The sequence below is a fragment of the Streptomyces sp. NBC_00285 genome, from assembly GCF_036174265.1.
Classification (GTDB): Bacteria; Actinomycetota; Actinomycetes; order Streptomycetales; family Streptomycetaceae; genus Streptomyces.
Genome location: NZ_CP108055.1, coordinates 5,338,316 through 5,356,898 on the forward strand (window position 1 = coordinate 5,338,316; position 18,583 = coordinate 5,356,898).

An 18,583-nucleotide genomic window follows, 5' to 3' on the forward strand; every position below is an offset into this window, starting at 1 on the left:
CTCAGCGCCAACCAACCGAATACTCAGGTGAATTGACCCATGATCCGCAACCGCCGCAAGGCCTTCCTCGTCTCTGCCGCGTTCCTGGGCAGCACTCTGCTGATGACGGCGTGCGACCCGAGCAGCAACGCCGCCGACAAGGCTGGCACGGCCTCTGCGACGGCGACGACGAACAAGTCCGACGCCAAGGGTGTCAGCGACACCTCCACGCCCGCCGCCGACTCCGACTCCGGGAGCACGCCCGGTAGTGGCACCTCCGGCGGCGGCAGCACGCCCGGCTCCGGGGAGTCCGTCACGGGAGGCACCAGCAAGGGCAAGAGCGTCACCGGCACCTGGTACGGCATCGTGCGGTACGTGGCGCCCGGCAAGTACCTGGTCGACGGCCCCGCGGCCAAGGGATCCGGCGGTGAGCAGCAGATCTTCTGGCTCGCCGAGGACACCGTGATCCTGGGCGGGGGCCAGATCTGCGGCACCGCCGGCTCGAAGGTGGACGCCCCGTGCGAGGAGGCCGACCTGGAGAAGGCCGCCAAGAAGGGTGTGGAGGCCGAGGTCCAGCTCAAGGACGGCATCGCCACCCAGATCACCGACGGTGCGCTGATCCGGTAGCTCGCGACGAGCAGAGGCGGTCTTGCCGGAAGCCTGGCTTCCGGCAAGACCGCCTCATTCGGTGACGGGTCAGGGTGTGCGCGTGCCGGTCAGCTGTCGCCGGTGCGGGAGCCCAGGGTGAGATCGACCGTGTGGGTCTTGCCGCCCCGTTCGTAGGTGATCTTGACCTTGTCGCCGGGCTTGTGGGTCCAGATCTCGCCGATCAGCGTGGGCCCGGAGTCGATGACCGAGTCGTCGAGCTTGGTGATGACATCACCGGGCTTGAGGCCGGCCTTGGCCGCGGGGCCGCCCGACTCGACCGAGGCGGAACCCCCGGCGCCCTCGCTGGTGATCTTCGCGCCGCCCGATGAGTCCTCCAGGGAGACGGACGCGCCGATCTTGGCGTAGACGGGCTTGCCGGTCTGGATCAGCTGCTGGGCGACGTACTTGGCCTGGTTGATCGGGATGGCGAAGCCGAGGCCGATCGAGCCGGACTGGCTGGTGCCGCCGAGGCCGCCGCTGCTGCTGGACTGGATCGCGGAGTTGATGCCGATCACGTTGCCCTGGGCGTCCAGCAGCGGGCCGCCCGAGTTGCCCGGGTTGATCGAGGCGTCGGTCTGCAGGGCGCTCATGTACGAGGCGTTCGAGCCGCTGCCGTCGCTGGAGGCGACCGGGCGGTTCTTCGCGCTGATGATGCCTGTGGTGACGGTGTTCGAGAGGCCGAAGGGGGCGCCGATGGCGATCGTGGAGTCGCCGACCGCCACCTGGTCGGAGTTGCCCAGGGTGAGCGGCTTGAGGTCGCTCGGCGCGTTCTTGAGCTTGATCACCGCCACGTCGTAGCCCTGTGCGTGACCCACCACCTCGGCGTCGTACTTCTTGCCGCTCGGGAAGGTCGCGGTGAGCTTGCCGCCGTCGACCGCGTCGGCCACCACGTGGTTGTTGGTGACGATGTGGCCCTGGGTGTCGAAGACGAACCCGGTGCCGGTGCCGCCCTCACCGCTGGTGGACTCCGCCTCGATGGTCACCGTGCTGGGCAGGGCCTTCTGCGCCACGCCCGCGACGGTGCCGGCGTCCCGCTTGACGCTGCCGCCGCTGTCGGAGGCGGAGAGGGTGGTCGAGGAACCGTCGTCGTTGTTCTTGGCCAGGGTGTAGCCGAGACCGCCGCCGATGCCGCCGGCGACCAGTGCGGCCACCAGGACCGCGGCGACGAGGCCACCGCGGCCGTTCTTCGGCTTCGGGGCGGGCTGCTGGTAGGCCGCGCCCCAGACGCCGCCCGCGCCACCGGCACCCTCACCGGCGCCCACGCCGCCGTCGGCGTACAACGGCGTGCCAGGGGCCTGCGGCGGCGGCCACGCGCCCTCGGGGCCGGGGTACTGCGGTGCTCCGCCCGCACCCTCCGCCGAGGCGTACGCCGGAGCATGTCCGGCGTGCACGAGTTCCGGTCCCTGGTGGGCGTCGCCCGGGGTGCTCGGCGGGATCGGAGTGGTGGGGGCGCCCGCGTCGGAGGCGTGGGGCGCCGAAGCCGCGGGAGCGTCCACCGGCACAGGGGGTGCAGACGGGGCCGGGGGTACCGCGGTGCCCTCGTTCTCGGTGCTCACAGCTTCTCTCCTCGGTCCACGGCTGTCGTTGTCGGGTCGCACATGGTCACGCTCGGCCAAAGCCGCTCGGTGTCCGGCGTGCGTCAGCTGTACATGTCCTTTTGTATGCCGTCAGCTTTTCCCATGGGCCGTCAGGGCACCATAAGCGGTCCCTGTGCGTCCATGGCCGTTCTTTATATAGGCCATGTAAGACAAAAGAGGCGCAATCCATACGCCTCCGTTCGCACGCGTACCCCCGTGCGGTGGCACCATGACGCGGTGACCCACGCACGACAGCAGCTGACACAGGTCGTCGCCCACCGAGGAGCCTCGGAAGACGCCCCCGAGCACACCCTGGCCGCGTACCGGAAAGCGATCGAGGACGGCGCGGACGCCCTCGAATGCGATGTACGTCTCACGGCGGACGGCCATCTCGTCTGTGTCCACGACCGCCGAGTCAACCGTACGTCCAACGGTCGCGGCGCCGTCTCGGCCCTGGAGCTCGCCGACCTCGCCGCCCTGGACTTCAGCTCCCGCAGGACCCGGGAGCTGTGGCGCACCCGTGACGAGGAGCCGGACTGGGTGTACCGGCCCGAGGACCGGGAGGACACCTCGGTCCTCACCCTGGAGCGGCTGCTCGAACTCGTCGCCGACGCGGGGCGGCCGGTGAAGCTGGCCATCGAGACCAAGCACCCCACCCGCTGGGCGGGCCAGGTGGAGGAGCGGCTGCTGGCGCTCCTGAAGAGGTTCGGCCTCGACGCCCCCGCCTCGGCCGCCGAGTCCCCGATCAGGGTCATGAGCTTCTCGGCCCGTTCGCTGCATCGCGTGCGTGCGGCCTCGCCGACGCTGCCGACGGTCTATTTGCTCCAGTTCGTCTCGCCCCGGCTGCGGGACGGCCGGCTGCCCGCGGGGGTGCGGATCGCCGGGCCCTCGATCCGGATCGTGCGCAACCACCCCGGGTACATCGAGCGCCTGAAGAAGGCGGGCCACCAGGTGCACGTGTGGACCGTGAACGAGACGGAGGACGTGGACCTCTGCGTGGACCTCGGAGTCGACGCCATCATCACCAACCGCCCCCGCGCGGTGCTCGACCGCCTGGGCCGCTGACGTCGGAACCGTCACAGGGTGTGCCCCGGCGCGTTCGGTGCGTGTTCGATGATGGCGAATGCGTCGGCGGAGGGCGACTGGCCGGTTTCCGGTACAGGCCAATGGGGCATCCACACCGTGGCGTGGGGCGAAGGAGGTCTCGGGGGTGGCGTTGGTGGTGGCACAGGAGGTGCCCACGTCGTCGAGCATGGCCGTACCTCATGGCCCTGCGGGCGTGGGGACAGCGAGGCACCGTATGCGCGTGCAACTGCGCACGGGCGGCGTGGCGGAATCGGTCATCGACGATGCCGTACTCATTCTTTCCGAACTCTTGAGCAACGCTTGCAAACACGGTCGGCCGCTGGGCGACGCCCTGGCCGGGGACGGTGACGTCCGTGCCGCCTGGCGGGTGGAGGCAGGCGGCAGGCTCACGGTCGAGGTGACGGACGGCGGCGGACCCACCCGCCCGGCTCCGGCCACGCCCTCGGTCACCGCGCACGGCGGGCGTGGGCTCAACATCATCACCGCGCTGGCCGACGACTGGGGTGTCAGGGACGATGCCCGGGGCGAGGTCACGGTCTGGGTGATCGTGCACGCGGACGTTCACGATCCGGACGCGGGGCGCCGTCGCGACGACTTCGTGTCGCGGGTCATCGCTCCTTCGGTGTCCGCGATATCCGACCTGGGATTCGCGGACGCGTTCAACGATCTCGACTGAAGGCCCACGCGGGGCCAGGAGATGCCGTCCGGCGGCTGCGGGTTCGACGCGGCTTGTCGTGGCTTGTCGAGGTGGAGCCGCATATGTGACAGCTCCGCGCCCCTGAAACCGCGGGGCGTTGTCCACAGGCTCCCGTCGGCCAAGTCACGAACGGCTAGGCTCCCGCCGTACGAGACGAGCCGTAACCGGGAGACAGCCACGATGGCCAAGAAGCGACCCCAGACGAAGGCCAAGCGCCCGCAGATCACGGAGGGCGAGGTCCCGGTCGTCGGCGCCCGCGAACCCTGCCCCTGTGGCAGTGGCCGCCGCTACAAGGCCTGCCACGGCCGGGCCGCCGCGCAGGCCGCGACCGAGCTGGTGCAGCGTCCGTTCGAGGGGCTGCCGGGCGAGGGCGACTGGGTGGCCCTGCGCGAGCTGGTCCCCGCCGCCACCGTCGAACTGCCCCTGCGGGACGGCCTCCCCGAGGGCGTCCCGTCGGTCACGCTGGCCACGGTGCTGCCGATGGCATGGCCCGCCCTGCGCCGCGACGACGGCTCGGTGCTGCTCGGCCTGCAGAACGACACGGCCTCGGGCGACATCAGCCGCGACCTCGCCGACACCCTGCGGCGCGCGCTGACCGCGCCTGTGGGCACCCCGGTGGAGGGCCGCCGCGCCCCCGCCGACGGGCCGCGACTCCAGGACCTGCTCGACCCCGAAGGCGCGTTCGAGCCAGTTGTGCACGAGGGCTTCGAGTTCTGGGTCCCTGACGCGGACAACTCCACGCCCGAGGTGGCCGCCTCCCTGGAGCGGGCCAACGCCGCGGCCATCCCCACGGTCCGGCTGACCGGCGTCGACGCCGCCTACTGGTGCGAGACCCCGGACAAGAACCACCTGCGCTGGGTCATGCCGCACCCCGAGGAGCAGCTTCTGGACGCGCTCGCGCGGCTGCACGCGGCCGGGCGTTCGAGCCTCGGCGAGGGGACCCGGCTCGTCGGTTCCTTCCGTGCTCACGGCCTCACCGTCCCGGTCTGGGACCTGCCGAGCGGGGTCACCGCGGAGGATGTCGAGAAGCCGGCCGCCGAGTTCGCCGAGCGACTCGCGGGCGCGCTGGCCACGGACGCTCCGCTGACTCCCGAGGAGCGCCGTGCCCGCGGCGGCCTCACCAACCGCCAGGTCACGCTGAGTTGACGGAGTCGGTGCGACTGACCGGCCAGTCAGTCGCACCGCTTCTCCACACAGCCACCCGGTCCGCACACAACTCCCGCCGAAAAGCGGCGAGTCGGTGTCCGAATCAGCCACGGCACGCCGCGGTCGAATTTGCGAACGGCAGATCTCTTGTTACGGTTCCAATAGCCCGGTTGCTGGTGCATCCCCCGTCGCCAGCAACCGGGTCTTTCTATGCCCGGGCAACCTTTACTCACCGGTTCCGCCCGTCAACTGCCCGTGATTTCCCCGGAGTTGCTCCCGGACCGCAGCAACAGCGGTCCACCGTCCGGCCGGGCCGCGAACTCCGCGACCGCCGTGTAGTCGTCCGGCACCCCCCGGGTCTGCTGCCGGGGCGTCTCGCAGCTGTCCGGCTCGTCGTCGGCGCCGACGACGCAGTGCATCTGCACCGAGCGTGCGCCGGGTCCCATGAGGCTGAGCACGGCATCCAGCGCCGCGCCGGTCGCATTGCGGTAGTAGGTGCGCGCCCAGGTTTCCTCGCCCTGTGTGAGCACACAGGTCTGTGCCTCGACACCGTCGGGGGAGTTCAGGTCCGGACCGCAGCGGGCGGCGGTGGCCAGACCGAGGCCGAGCAGCAGCGGGGAGCCGCTCGCCGCCGGGAGGGGCGCCTTCTCGTCCTCGCGCACCGAGGGCCGTACGGAAGGACGCACGAGATCACGTACGACGGCGCGCCCCCCGTCGCCCACCTGTCCCGCGGAGGCCACGGCCAGCGGCAGCGCGACCGCGCACACCACGACACCGCACAGGGCGAGCAGACGGATCCGTCGGGGGTCTCGTCGGGGGTCTGGGGGGCGTCCCCCGGAATGGCGCAGCATGAAGCGGACGATAACGACCGAGCGCGGGCACCCGGTTCCGCCCGCGCTCGACACCCTTACAACTCGGGCGCGCTCACACCCGTACGAGTGAGGGCCTCGACCACGGCGTCCACCACGGCCTCGACGTCGGGGACCCATGGGGAGGCCGAGCCGGGAAGCGGAGCCCGCTCCCATGCGATGTCACCGTGCCCGGTCTCCGACGGGGGCAGGGCGAGGTAGCCGCCCTCGCCGTGGAAGCGGAGGGAGCCGGGGACGTGGTCCTGGGCGTACAGCAGTTCGCCCAGCTGCTCCAGGGAGTACGGCTTGACGAGAATCGCCCAGCGGGTCGGCGAGGCGACCACCGGGCCGAGGCGGATGCCCTTGGCGTCGAGCGCGGCCAGAGCACGGGAGGCCGGGAGCGCCGGCAGGCTGACCGCGCAGGGTGCCGTGCCGCCGGTGGCCAGGACGATCGGCGCGGCGGGGCGGTTCCTCCACCACCAGCGCACCATGCGCGCGTCGGTGGTGGCCGCGAGGAGGCCGGGGTCGAAGGGGTGGGCGCCGGGAACCGTGCACTCCGGGTCGGGGCAGCCGCAGCGGGCCCGGCCCTCAGGGTCCGGTGCCACACCCGGGAGTACGGGCCACTGCCATTCCGTAGCGATGGTCAGGGCCGCGCTGATCAATTCAGGCCTTCCGTCGTTGCGCTGGGACAGGAGCCTGCGTCGCCTTCCGAGGATCTCGCGCATGAGCGCTCGTTCCTTTCCGTTGCACCGCTGGCAACACCGAGGACCACATCACACCATGTGTCGATCACTTCACTGTGCGTACCTGTTGGCGCATCACACCCTTGTCCGAGACAAGGGGAACCCCATACTGCGTCTATCAAAAGCATGGGCGTGGCGGGGGGTGGCGAAGTCTGGCGTTTTGCCGTCGCGCGTATTTCTCTCCGCCTCCGCCACGGGAGGATGGGGCTCGGTCGTCGGTGGTTAAGACGCCCGGGCCGGTCACCAGGTTCCGGGTGGCTGTCCGCCACCCCTGGCCCTTACCGAGTACGTACCCATCACGACCGCTGTGACGCTCTGTGGAGCAAGGCCAGTCGACCTCAATACACCGTAACCCGATGCAGTTTTGAGCCAACTTAACCCATCGGCCCACTCCCCACCCGTTACCCACGGACACCAGGAATCCCGGCAGGACAATGCTGGACATCCCCTTACGAGTGCGTGTACATGTGGAGACACTGCTAGCGGCGCAGAATGACATGGGGGTTTGCGATGCTTTTGAGCAATACGCACCGGTCGGAAAGCCGGACGACATGAACGCCCCTCACCCTCCGAAAGTGGCTGGAATCGATTCAACGGTTCCCGCACCCGCACACACTGTCGCGCCCGCGACCGCCGCCACGCCCACCCCATCGGTCCCCTCCCCGAACGCACCCGGCGCCCTGCTCCAGGACCGTCTCGCCGGCTGGGTCTCCGACCTCACGACCCTGCACGAGCTCACCGAACGCCTCACGCGCACGGACACCCTGACCGAGGCGCTGCAGGAACTGCTGCATGCGGGAGCCGCCCTGGTGGGCGCCCGGCGCGGACTCGTCGTCCTCGAACCGGACGACGGACTGGGCCCCGACACCACCCTTGGCCTGGGCCTCGCGCGAGCCGACCTCGGGCACATCGAAACCGTCCCGCGCAGCTCCATGTCGTACGGCAGGATCCTCGACGGGCTGCCCGGCGGCGACGGTGAGATCGCACAGCCCGACCTGCTCGCCGAGGAGGGCCTCGACCCGCGCCACCGCGAGGTCGCCGCCCGCCTGGGATACGGAGCCAGTTACGCGCTTCCGCTGTCCACCGACGCCGCCGGCCGCCTCGGCGCCGCCGTGTGGCTCTATGACGAACCCGCCGAACCGGCCGAGCGCCAGCGCCACCTCGTCGGCCTGTACGCCCGGTTCGCCACCGAGCACCTGGCCCGGCTCCTCGAAGTCGAGCGCACGCGCGCGTGCATGGCGACCATGGCGGAGGAGCTGCTGCCGTCCCGGCTCCCCCGCGTCGCCGGTGTGCGGCTCGCCGCCCGGCACCGCACCGGTCCGCGCGGCGGCGGCGACTGGTACGACGCGCTGCCGCTGCCGGACGCGGCACTCGGCCTCGCGGTCGGTTCGGTGACCGGCAGCGGCGCGAGCGCCATCGCCGCGATGGGACGCCTCAGAGCCTCCCTGCGGGCGTACGCCGTGATGGAGGGCGAGGACCCGGTCGCGGTCCTGTCCGACCTGGAGCTGCTTCTGCGCCTGACCGAACCGGCTCGCTCGGCCACCGCCCTGTTCGCCTACTGCGAGCCCGCGCTGCGCAAGATCACGCTGGCCGGTGCCGGGCACTGCCCGCCGCTGCTGATCGGCGAGCGGCGCACCGAGTTCGTGGAGACCTCCGTGTCCGCGCCGCTCGGCATGCTCGCCTGCTGGGAGGCGCCGAGCGTGGAGCTGCGCGCCGAACCCGGAGAGACGGTTCTGCTGTACACCGACGGGCTGCTGCACCGCACCGGCGACCCCACCGACCGCGCCTTCGCGCGCCTGCACTCGGCGGCGGCCGGAGTGCCGAAGAGGCTGCGCGGCGACCCCGGGGCGATCGCCGACCACGTCCTGCGGACCGTGCTGCCGGACGGGCGGGACGAGGCGGACTCCGAGGAGGACGTCGTCCTGCTGGCGGCTCACTTCGAGTAGCGGGTTGTCACAGTTCCTTCGACTCTGGGCCCCTTCCGTACGACCGTACGATGGACGGGGTCCAGTGCCGTATCTAGGAGGATGACCGTGGCCGAAGAGCTCAGTCCGGACGAGACAGCCGAGCCCGAGGAGCCGATCAAGAAGCGGAAGAACGGACTGTACCCAGGCGTGTCCGACGAGCTGGCCGAGAGCATGAAGTCCGGTTGGGCCGACACGGAGCTGCACGACCTGCGGCCGATCGCGCAGGCCGCCGAGACCGCGGCCCGTCGTGCGGCACTGTCCGCCCGCTTCCCGGGTGAGCGGCTGGTGATCCCGTCCGGCAATCTGAAGACGCGCTCGAACGACACGGAGTATCCCTTCCGGGCGTCCGTCGAGTACGCCTACCTCACCGGCAACCAGACCGAGGACGGCGTGCTCGTCCTGGAACCGGTCGCCTCCGGCGGTCACACCGGCACGCTCTACCTCCTGCCGCGCTCCGACCGCGAGAACGGCGAGTTCTGGCTCTCCGGGCAGGGCGAGCTGTGGGTCGGCCGGCGGCACTCGCTCACCGAGTCCGAGAAGCTGTACGGCCTCCCCGTCTCCGATGTGCGTGAGCTGGCGGACGCGCTGCGCGAGGCCACCGGTCCGGTGCGGGTCCTGCGCGGCCACGACGCCGGGATCGAGGCCGCACTGAGCGACAAGGTCACCGGCGAGCGGGACGACGAGCTGCGGGTCTTCCTGTCCGAGGCGCGGCTCGTCAAGGACGAGTTCGAGATCGGGGAGCTCCAGAAGGCGGTCGACTCCACGGTTCGCGGGTTCGAGGACGTCGTGAAGGTCCTCGACAGGGCCGAGGCCACCTCCGAGCGGTACATCGAGGGCACCTTCTTCCTCCGCGCGCGCGTCGAGGGCAACGACGTCGGCTACGGCACGATCGCCGCGGCGGGGCCGCACGCCTGCACGCTGCACTGGGTGCGCAACGACGGACCGGTGCGCTCCGGTGACCTGCTGCTCCTCGACGCGGGCGTCGAGACGCACACGTACTACACCGCCGACGTGACGCGGACCCTGCCGGTCGGCGGCCGCTTCAGCGAGATCCAGAAGAAGATCTACGACGCCGTGTACGACGCCCAGGAGGCCGGGATCGCGGCCGTGCAGCCGGGCGCCAAGTACCGGGACTTCCATGACGCGGCCCAGCGGGTGCTCGCCGAGCGGATCGTGGAGTGGGGCCTCGTCGAGGGGCCCGTCGAGCGGGTGCTGGAGCTGGGGCTCCAGCGGCGGTGGACGCTGCACGGGACCGGACACATGCTCGGAATGGACGTGCACGACTGCGCGGCCGCGCGCGTGGAGTCGTACGTGGACGGCGTTCTCGAAGCCGGGATGGTGCTGACGGTCGAGCCCGGTCTGTACTTCCAGGCCGACGACCTCACCGTGCCCGAGGAGTACCGGGGCATCGGGGTGCGGATCGAGGACGACCTCCTGGTGACGGAGGAGGGGAACCGGAATCTGTCGTCCGGGCTGCCTCGGCGCTCCGATGAGGTCGAGGCGTGGATGGCGGGTCTCAAGGGTTGAGATTCCACTGCGAGTGCGTGGGGGGCTGGTCGCGCAGTTCCCCGCGCCCCTGAGCAGGTTTCGGTGGACCTGCATCTCGACATCAGCTCTCCTGACGGCCGTCGTGCCGGGCTCGAGAGGGCCCTGCGCGACGCCGTTCGCGGTGGGCGGCTCGCTCCCGGTGCCCGGCTGCCCGCGACCCGGCGGCTCGCCGAGGAGGTGGGGGTGTCCCGGGGGACCGTGAAGGCGGCCTACGACCAGTTGATCGCCGAGGGGTATCTGACCGCCCGGCAGGGATCGGGGACCGTCGTCGCTCTCCTGCCCGCCACTCAGGACAGACCCTCGGAGAGCAGGACACGCACGCGTGCGCCGCGTTTCGATCTGCGGCCCGGCAGTCCGGACGTCGGGGCCTTTCCCGCTGACACCTGGCTCAAGGCCGTGCGGCGGGCCGTCGCCACCGCACCCGTCTCCGCGTACGACTACGGCGATCCCCTGGGGCGTATCGAGCTGCGGACCGCTCTGTCCGAGTACCTCGGGCGGGCCCGCGGGGTCGTCGCGCCTCCCGAACGGATCCTGGTCACCTCCGGGGCCGTGCAGGGGCTCGCGCTGCTCACGCGGGTCCTGGAGGGCGGCACCGTGGCCATGGAGGACCCCGGGCTGCCCTTCCACCGGGAAGTCGTACGGCACGGTGGCGGGCGGGTGGTGCCGGTACCGGTCGACGAGCTGGGGGCCCGCCCGGACGACTTGCCGGCCGCCGACGCCGTCGTCGTCACTCCCGCCCATCAGTACCCGACCGGCGTGACCCTGCACCCCTCACGTCGGCGCGCCCTGACCGACTGGGCACGCGCGCGTGGGGCGTTGGTCGTCGAGGACGACTACGACGGGGAGTTCCGCTACGACCGGCAGCCCGTCGGGGCCCTCCAGGGGATGGCGCCGGGACAGGTCGTCTACCTCGGGACGGCGTCCAAGACGCTCGGTCCGGCCCTGCGGCTCGGGTGGATGGTGCTGCCGCCGCAGCTCGTCGGGCCCCTCGCCGACGCCAAACTGCACAGCGACCACAGCACGGAGTCCATCGGGCAGCTCGCCCTCGCCGAGCTGATCCGCAGCCATGCCTACGACCGTCACGTGCGCACGTGCCGGCTCCGGTACCGGCGCCGCAGGGACCTGCTCATGGAGCGGCTGGGGGCGCGGTGGCGGGTGCGGGGGATCGCGGCCGGGCTGCATGCGCTGGTCGAGGTCGGCGACGAGGAGGCGGTGCTGGCCCGGGCCGACGCCGAGGGGCTCGCGGTGGGGTCGCTCGGCGAGCACTGGCATGCGGCGGGCTCTCGCCAGGGGCTCGTCGTGGGGTACGGGACGCCTCGGGAGGGGGCGTATCCGCAGGCGCTGGAGGTGCTGGCCAGGGTGCTGGAATTGGGCCAACCTCAAGCACCTTCATTGGGTCTGCCGAGTGGCCCACTGCGCTTCTAGTGTCGTTGGCATGACGAACTCACTCGTCCCGCCCGCGGGGCCGCAACGCGTTCTGGCACTCGCCCAGCTGAGCAACTCCGTCGGGGACGGCGCCTACTACGTGACGTCGGCGCTGTACTTCACGCACGTCGTCGGGCTCGACCCCGCGCGCGTGGGGCTCGGCCTGACCGTCGGCTGGGCGGTCGGGTCGGTGGTGGGGGTGCCGCTCGGGCGGCTCGCGGACCGGCGTGGGGCGCGCGGTACGGCGGTGCTGCTGGCGCTGGCCACGGGGCTGGCGGTGGCGTCCTTCCTGGTGGTCCGGGACTTCGTGCCGTTCGTCCTGGCGGCCTGCGCCTACGCCTCCGCCCAGTCCGGCCTCGCCGCCGCCCGGCAGGCACTGCTCGCGGGGCTGGTGTCCGCCGGGGAGCGGACCGGGCTGCTGGCCCACCTCCAGGCGACGCTGAACGCCGGGCTGGCCGTGGGTGCGGGGCTCGGCGGGCTCGCGCTGCACGCCGGGACGCGGGCCGCGTATCTCGGGGTGTTCGCGGTGGACGCGGCGAGTTTCGCGGTGTGCGCGGTGCTGTTGCTGAGGCTGCCGTCGGTGGCACCCCGGGTGTCCGCGGTGTCTGCGGAGAAGCGTCGCGGTTCGAGTGTGCTGCGCGACCGGCCGTACGCCGTGATCACGCTGCTGAACACCGTCCTGCTGCTGCGGATGCCCTTGCTGAGCCTGGGGATTCCGCTGTGGATCGCCGAGCGGACCGCGGCACCGACCTGGCTGGTCTCCGCGCTGTTCGTCCTCAACACCGGGGCCGTGATGGTCTTCCAGGTACGCATGGCCCGCGGTGTGACCGGGCTCGAGTCGGCCACCCGCGCGGTGCGGCGGTCCGGGTGGGTCATGCTGGCGGCCTGTGCGGTGTTCGCCCTGTCGGCGGGCGCCTCGCCGTGGGTCGCCGTGGGGGCGCTGGTCGTCGGGGCCGTGCTCCAGGTGGTGGCCGAGATGGGGCAGTCGGCGGGATCCTGGCAGCTCTCCTTCGACCTGGCTCCGGCCGAACGGGTCGGCGAGTACCAGGGGTTCTTCGGGACCGGGGTGACGGTGGCCAGGACGCTGGGGCCGCTGGTGCTGACGACGCTGCTGGTGGAGTGGGGCACGCCGGGGTGGCTGCTCCTCGGCGGGGTGACGCTGTTGGCGTCGTACGCGATGGGGCCGGCGGCCCGCCGAGCCGCCGGCCGTACCTCGCAGCGGGACGCCGGTCGGGCGCAGTCCGCGGCCGTGGGCTGCGTGAACTGACGGACGTCCCGCGGCTCGGCCATGACCATGAGCCGACGCCGGTTCGGGCGGGGTTCGGACAGGCGGCGACCATGGACAGGAACCCGCCCGCCCGGACATGTCAGGCCGACCGCTGGCCGGGTGTCGCCGGGAGCGCGTCCACGAAGAGGGCCCCCGCGAGCAGCCCCGCGCTGCCACGGGGGCTCCACGCGCGCGTGTGCAGGTCGGCGTCGAGGGCGAGCAGGGCCTCGCGGCCCGCCTCCGTCGTCGTACCCCCCTCCTCCAGGACGCCCCGAGCGCCCGCCTGCACATGGCGCAGCCCCAACGGGCCCGCCGTGTAAAGGAGTTCGGTGTCCTGGAGACTGGACATCACGGTGAGCAGGGCGTCCAGGCGGGCCTCGGCCTCGTCGGCGCCCGCCTTGCGGGCCCCCGCCAGGGCGTCCAACGCCCGCCGCACGTGCGGGAATCCGGCGCGTGCCTCGCCCCGGGCGCCCGCGGCGCCGTACTTCGCGGAGACCGAGGAGCCCCGGGAGGCACGGCGTGGAGCCCGTTTGTCGGTGTGCGCGGCGATCTTCTTGGCGGTCGCGGCCACGTCCTTCGACCGCGCCCCCGGGTCGAGGGCGGCCGCGGCGACCAGCAGACCGAGGGTCCACAGGGCACCGCGGTGACCGCCGCCGGCCAGGCCCACCGAGTGCTCGGTGCAGCGGCCGATCGCTCCCAGTTCCGCGCGCAGCCCGGGGGTGGGTTCGCCGGTGCGGCGGGCGGCGGCGGCCATCGCCGCCAGGCCGGGCGCGAGCGCCTTGGCCGACCAGCGCAGGGAACAGTGGTCATTGCTCGTGACACGGACGCCCAGGTCACGCGGGTCGGGCAGGCCCGGCTTGGGAGCCAGGGCCAGCTGCCCGGTGAGCGCGTCCACGGCGGCCAGCGCCAGCGCCTCGTCCTCGCGGCTGCTCATGGCCGTACCTTACGAAGAGGTCGGGGCGGCGGGACCGGCACTTTCGGACGGATCGCCACCCGGGGGTGGGGCGCCGGTCAACGTGATGTCGGTGTTCCAGTGGTTTCCCGTCATGGCCGGGATCGTAGGAGGGGTGTCCGTCAGGACCTTGGGCGGACGCTGTGCGGGGGCTGAGAATTCCGGCACAGCCGAGGGGGTGCCGTGGGCGGGCGCATCGCCGCGCCTCGGTCGGGTGAATTCCGCGCGGGCGCCGCCGTTCCCCAAACGTCCCGATAGGGTAAAATCTTCGCAAATAGATCTTGAGGGTGGAACCGGTTGGGCTTTCCTGGTCTCCCTACGAGCACGATCCCGGGTTCATCGCCACCGCTCAGACCCCTCTCGCGGCCGTAAAACCGGAGGTGGGCGCTGACATGCGCAACTCACGCAGGGGGGAACGCAGTTGGGTCGCCGTGTGGTTTCATATCTGCCCTGCGACCCCTGCTTCGGGGTTGTTCACTCTCATGAGCGTGTTCGCGCGCGGGACGCTCCGGATGTCCGTAATATCCGCCTTGCGTGGACCGTTCCTTGTCCATTCGCAGACCAGCGGGCACACGGAAGATCGAGGTTCGTCCATGAACACGCCCACCACCACCTCGGCCGACGAGCCCGGCAAGCAGTCGACCGCCGGGGAGCGGGTCCCGTTGGTGCGGCTCGCCGCCCGGGCCGACGGTCTCCGGTCCGGTGCCCTCACCCGGGTCGTGCCGCAGGACACCCCCGACCGCGGTCCCGCGCGGGTCTCGGTCGCGGCGTTCCAGTCGGCCGTCTGATCCCTGCCCCCTCGAGCAGGAAACGCGCCGTGCGCTGATGGACCCGTCGCCGCACCCCCTGAGCCAGTTCGTACTGAAGATGCACAGCCGCTGCGATCTCGCGTGCGATCACTGCTACGTCTTCGAACACGCGGACCAGAGCTGGCGGGGCCGGCCGGTGGTGATCTCCGGTGAGGTGCTGGACCTCACCGCACGGCGCATCGCCGAGCACGCCCGCACCCATCGGCTCGACACCGTTCACGTCGTCCTGCACGGCGGGGAGCCCCTCCTCGCCGGCCGGAAAAGACTCCGCCAGGCGGCGCAGGGCTTACGTACCGCCCTGGCCGGCGTCAGCGCGCTGGACCTGCGCATCCACACGAACGGCGTCACCCTCGACGAGAAGTTCTGCGAACTGTTCGCGGAGTTCGACATCAAGGTCGGCATCTCGCTCGACGGCGACCGCGCCGCCAACGACCTGCACCGCCGCTACCGCAACGGCCGCAGCAGCCATGACCGGGTCCTGCGCGCCATCGGCCTGCTCAACAGCCCCCGCCACCGGCATCTGTTCGCCGGCCTGCTCTGCACGGTCGACCTGCGCAACGACCCCGTCACCGTCTACGACGCCCTGGCGGAACTGAACCCGCCCCGCATCGACTTCCTGCTCCCCCACGCCACCTGGGACGAACCACCGGCACGCGCGGCCGGCACCCCCTCGTACGGCGAGTGGCTGCTGGCCGTCCACGACCGCTGGACCGCCGCGGGCAGGCCCATGGGCGTCCGGGTTCTCGACTCCGTGCTGCGCACCCTGCGGGGCGCGAGCAGCCTCACCGAGTCCCTCGGGCTGGCCCCGGTGGAACTCGCCGTCATCGAGACCGACGGCGCGCTCGAACAGGCGGACTCGCTGAAGACGGCGTACGACGGAGCGCCCGGCACCGGCATGGACGTTCGCGTCAACTCCCTGGACGAGATGGCCGTCCACCCCGGCATCGTGGCCCGGCAGCAGGGGCTGGACGGGCTGTGCGGGACCTGCCGCGCCTGTCCCGTCGTCCGCTCCTGCGGTGGAGGGCTGTACGCGCACCGCTACCGCTCCGGGAGCGGTTCCGGCGATTTCATGAACCCGTCCGTGTACTGCGCCGACCTGAAACAGCTCATCACCGGGATCCGCGACAGGGAAGCCCAGAGGATGCCGATGCCGCACCTGCCCCTGGACGACGCGCGCTTCGACGAGCTCGCCTCCGGTTTCGGCGGCGCCGACGCCGTCGAGCTGCTGGCCCGGCGCGAACTCGGCGTCAACCGCGAACTCCTCGGCGCCGTCTGGCACGAGAGCGCGCACAGCGCGACCGGCACGGCGGCCTGGGACACCCTCGCGGCCCTGGACGCCGAGGCTCCCGAGTCGGTGGACGCGGTCCTGGCCCACCCCTATCTGCGTCCCTGGGCGCAGCGGGCGCTGCGCGGCGACGAGGAGGCCGGCCGGATCGCGATGCGCGGAGTGGCCGAGCTCGCGGCGGCGGCGCTGCTGCGGGCCGGGCGCGCGGGCACCGTGACCGTGCCGACCGGTTCGGGAGTGCTGCGGCTGCCGACCCTGGGCGCGCTGGTCGTGGGCGACGCGGCGCAGGCGCAGGTCACCGGCGGCGCTGACGGGAGCTTCACCGTCCGGGTCGGGGAGCGCGAGCACACCGTGGGGCCCAAGTCGGCCGCGGATCCTGCGTGGTTGGCCCGGCACCGGTTCGAACTGCCGGGCTGGGCCGTCGTTCTGGAGGACACGGACCCCTGGCGGGACGCCCACGGATACCCCGTGCGGGCGCGGTTGTCCGCCGCGGCGGCCGAGGAGTGGCGCGGTGACCTCGCCGCCGCATGGGAGTGGATCCGGCGTGAACTGCCCGCATACGCGCCCGGGCTCGCCGCGGGCCTGAGCATGGTCACCCCGTTGCGGGAGGCCTCCGCGGGCGCGGACATCAGCTCGGCGGCCCGGGACGCCTTCGGCGCCGTCGCCATCGCCCGGCCGGGCACGCCCGAGACCCTGGCATGTCTGCTGGTCCACGAGTTCCAGCACGTCAAGCTCGGTGCCGTACTCGATCTCACGGACCTCTACGACCCCGGCTGCGAGGAGCTGTTCTACGCCCCCTGGCGCCCCGATCCGCGCCCGTTGGAAGGGCTGTTGCAGGGGACGTACGCACACATCGCCGTGGTCGACTACTGGCGTGCCCGTCGGTGGACCGCGAGCGGCGCCGAAGCGCGTGATGCCGAGGTCCGGTTCGCCCGATGGCGCGAGCAGACCGCGGAGGCGGTGGACACCCTGGCCGGCTCCGGCGCCCTGACGGAACTGGGGGAGCGCTTCGTGACGGCCATGGGGGAGACCGTCTCAACGCGACTGACGGACCCGGTGAGTCCCGACGCGCTGATCAGCGCTCGAAGAACAGCGGCGGACCACAGGGGGCGTACGGCGCGGTGAGGTGCACGCGGCCGGCCCGGCGGTGGACGGAATCGACGCACGCTGACTGGCACTCCGTCATATCGGCTGCGTAATAGTCGAGTTCACCGCCCCGTTCCGCTGATGAGGTGGTCGTTCCTACACTGAGGCTCCGTCGGGCGGCGTATCGGGGGTATTCGTGCGAGGGGACGCAGAGGATCCCAGGAGTGGGCGGCCGTACTTCTTTCTCAGTTACGCGCACACACCGCGGAACGACTCCGAGATCGCCGGCCCCAACGCGTGGGTGAAGAAGCTGTACGACGGTTTGTGCGCGCACATCCTGGAGATGACGTCGTTACCGATGGGCGCCAGGGCCGGTTTCCTGGACCAGGGGATCGCGCTCGGAACGCGGTGGACGGACGAGTTGTCGGAGAACCTGGCCCGGTGTCAGGTGTTCGTACCGCTGTACTCACCCCGGTACTTCATCAGTGAACAGTGCGGCCGTGAGTGGTGGGCGTTCTCGCAGCGGGAGATCTACCGCCGCACCCTGCGCGGGGAATCGCGCGAGAGCGCCATCGTCCCGGCGTTATGGGTGCCCGTCGAACTCGCCCAACTCCCCCAGGTGGCCAAGGACCTGCAGTTCCAGCACGCGGACTTCGGGGACGACTACGCGGCGGAGGGGTTCTACGGGCTCACCAAACTCAGCTATCTCAAGGACCAGTACGAACTCGCCGTCTACCGACTCGCCCAACGGATCGTGCGCGCCAGCCGAGCCATAGATCTGGGGGAGGGGCAGGTCTACCGGCAGTACGAGTCACTGCCCAGCGCCTTCGGGGACGGCGCTCACCCGCCCGCGTTCGACGTCACGGTGATAGCCCGCTCCCGTTCGGACCTGCCCCCGGGCCGGGCGCCCGACTACTACGGGGACACCGCGCTGGAGTGGAACCCGTACCACCCGGTGTCGACCCGCTCCCTCGCGGAGCACGCCGCCGACCTCGTCAGGGCGATGAACTACCGGGTCACCGTCAGCGACTTCGAGAACGAACCCGACCGCCTCCTCACCCTGGGCCCGCCCAACACGCCCGCCCTGCTGCTGCTCGACCGGTGGGCTCTGGACTCCCCGCGCGTGAAGGGACTCATGGCGCAGCTGGCCGAGCAGCAGCGCCCCTGGATCAGCGTGATGATCCCCCAGCACCGGGACGACGCGATCCCCCCGGAACGGGACCGGCAGTTGCAGGAGCTCACCGACCAAGTGCTGGCCGCACGACAGGTGGTGGGCTCGGGCCACCGGTCGCCGGGCGGCGCGATACGCACCCTCGAAGCGTTCCAGCTCGAACTGCAGAAGGCCGTACGACAGGCGGTCAACTACTACGAGACCCATGCGAAGACCTATCCGCCGAAGGGGCCACCCACCGATCCCCCGCGGCTGCCCAGGCTGGGATACCACGTCTGAGCGCGACGCCGGGGCACCTGCGCGGACCCGCCCGCAGGACCCGGTGGACACGGCACGAGGGAAGAGCAAG

15 protein-coding genes are annotated in these 18,583 nt (G+C 71.6%); 11 read left to right on the forward strand and 4 right to left on the reverse strand.

What is annotated here, in order from left to right:
• Nucleotides 1–39: 39 nt before the first annotated feature.
• Complete coding sequence (locus OHT57_RS24585) at nucleotides 40–606, forward strand: hypothetical protein (RefSeq protein ID WP_328748644.1); 567 nt, start codon at nucleotides 40–42, stop codon at nucleotides 604–606.
• Nucleotides 607–695: 89 nt separating this feature from the next.
• Here the strand turns inward: OHT57_RS24585 and OHT57_RS24590 are convergent, their stop codons facing one another.
• Entirely contained in the window at nucleotides 696–2,183 is a 1,488-nt protein-coding gene (locus OHT57_RS24590; RefSeq protein WP_328748645.1) for a S1C family serine protease, read from the reverse strand.
• 258 nt (nucleotides 2,184–2,441) lie between these two features.
• On the opposite strand from OHT57_RS24590, the gene OHT57_RS24595 reads away from it, so the two are divergent.
• The 3 genes from OHT57_RS24595 (at nucleotide 2,442) to OHT57_RS24605 (ending at nucleotide 5,133) form a co-directional block, all read left to right on the forward strand.
• Nucleotides 2,442–3,269, forward strand: coding sequence for a glycerophosphodiester phosphodiesterase (locus OHT57_RS24595; protein WP_328748646.1), 828 nt, complete (start codon nucleotides 2,442–2,444; stop codon nucleotides 3,267–3,269).
• A gap of 58 nt (nucleotides 3,270–3,327) precedes the next feature.
• On the forward strand, nucleotides 3,328–3,966 hold the full coding sequence (locus tag OHT57_RS24600; RefSeq protein ID WP_443053479.1) for an ATP-binding protein: 639 nt from the start codon (nucleotides 3,328–3,330) through the stop codon (nucleotides 3,964–3,966).
• 201 nt (nucleotides 3,967–4,167) lie between these two features.
• On the forward strand, nucleotides 4,168–5,133 hold the full coding sequence (locus OHT57_RS24605; protein ID WP_328748648.1) for a DUF5926 family protein: 966 nt from the start codon (nucleotides 4,168–4,170) through the stop codon (nucleotides 5,131–5,133).
• Nucleotides 5,134–5,378: 245 nt separating this feature from the next.
• Here the strand turns inward: OHT57_RS24605 and OHT57_RS24610 are convergent, their stop codons facing one another.
• Both OHT57_RS24610 and OHT57_RS24615 read right to left on the reverse strand, forming a co-directional pair.
• Complete coding sequence (locus OHT57_RS24610) at nucleotides 5,379–5,984, reverse strand: hypothetical protein (protein ID WP_328748649.1); 606 nt, start codon at nucleotides 5,982–5,984, stop codon at nucleotides 5,379–5,381.
• Between the two features lie 56 nt (nucleotides 5,985–6,040).
• Complete coding sequence (locus tag OHT57_RS24615) at nucleotides 6,041–6,706, reverse strand: bifunctional DNA primase/polymerase (protein WP_328748650.1); 666 nt, start codon at nucleotides 6,704–6,706, stop codon at nucleotides 6,041–6,043.
• A 452-nt stretch (nucleotides 6,707–7,158) separates the two neighbouring features.
• On the opposite strand from OHT57_RS24615, the gene OHT57_RS24620 reads away from it, so the two are divergent.
• The 4 genes from OHT57_RS24620 to OHT57_RS24635 all read left to right on the forward strand — a co-directional run bounded on the left by OHT57_RS24620 (nucleotide 7,159) and on the right by OHT57_RS24635 (nucleotide 12,931).
• Nucleotides 7,159–8,670: a PP2C family protein-serine/threonine phosphatase gene (locus OHT57_RS24620; protein WP_328748651.1), complete on the forward strand. Its 1,512-nt coding sequence runs from the start codon at nucleotides 7,159–7,161 to the stop codon at nucleotides 8,668–8,670.
• 81 nt (nucleotides 8,671–8,751) lie between these two features.
• Nucleotides 8,752–10,218, forward strand: coding sequence for an aminopeptidase P family protein (locus OHT57_RS24625; RefSeq protein ID WP_328748652.1), 1,467 nt, complete (start codon nucleotides 8,752–8,754; stop codon nucleotides 10,216–10,218).
• 63 nt (nucleotides 10,219–10,281) lie between these two features.
• Nucleotides 10,282–11,664, forward strand: coding sequence for a MocR-like pyridoxine biosynthesis transcription factor PdxR (pdxR, locus tag OHT57_RS24630; RefSeq protein WP_328748653.1), 1,383 nt, complete (start codon nucleotides 10,282–10,284; stop codon nucleotides 11,662–11,664).
• Nucleotides 11,665–11,674: 10 nt separating this feature from the next.
• Nucleotides 11,675–12,931, forward strand: coding sequence for an MFS transporter (locus tag OHT57_RS24635; RefSeq protein ID WP_328748654.1), 1,257 nt, complete (start codon nucleotides 11,675–11,677; stop codon nucleotides 12,929–12,931).
• A 100-nt stretch (nucleotides 12,932–13,031) separates the two neighbouring features.
• Here the strand turns inward: OHT57_RS24635 and OHT57_RS24640 are convergent, their stop codons facing one another.
• Nucleotides 13,032–13,865 carry a triphosphoribosyl-dephospho-CoA synthase gene (locus tag OHT57_RS24640; protein ID WP_328748655.1) on the reverse strand — a complete coding sequence of 278 codons (834 nt, stop codon included), beginning with the start codon at nucleotides 13,863–13,865 and terminating at the stop codon, nucleotides 13,032–13,034.
• Nucleotides 13,866–14,476: 611 nt separating this feature from the next.
• Here OHT57_RS24640 and fxsA point away from each other — a divergent pair.
• From fxsA to OHT57_RS24655, 3 genes are all read left to right on the forward strand, one after another.
• Nucleotides 14,477–14,671 (forward strand): FxSxx-COOH cyclophane-containing RiPP peptide, encoded by a 195-nt coding sequence (fxsA, locus tag OHT57_RS24645; RefSeq protein WP_328748656.1) that lies wholly within the window; start codon nucleotides 14,477–14,479, stop codon nucleotides 14,669–14,671.
• Between the two features lie 37 nt (nucleotides 14,672–14,708).
• On the forward strand, nucleotides 14,709–17,102 hold the full coding sequence (locus OHT57_RS24650) for an FxsB family cyclophane-forming radical SAM/SPASM peptide maturase (RefSeq protein WP_328748657.1): 2,394 nt from the start codon (nucleotides 14,709–14,711) through the stop codon (nucleotides 17,100–17,102).
• Nucleotides 17,103–17,259: 157 nt separating this feature from the next.
• Complete coding sequence (locus OHT57_RS24655) at nucleotides 17,260–18,513, forward strand: TIR-like protein FxsC (protein WP_328748658.1); 1,254 nt, start codon at nucleotides 17,260–17,262, stop codon at nucleotides 18,511–18,513.
• Nucleotides 18,514–18,583 lie beyond the last annotated feature (70 nt).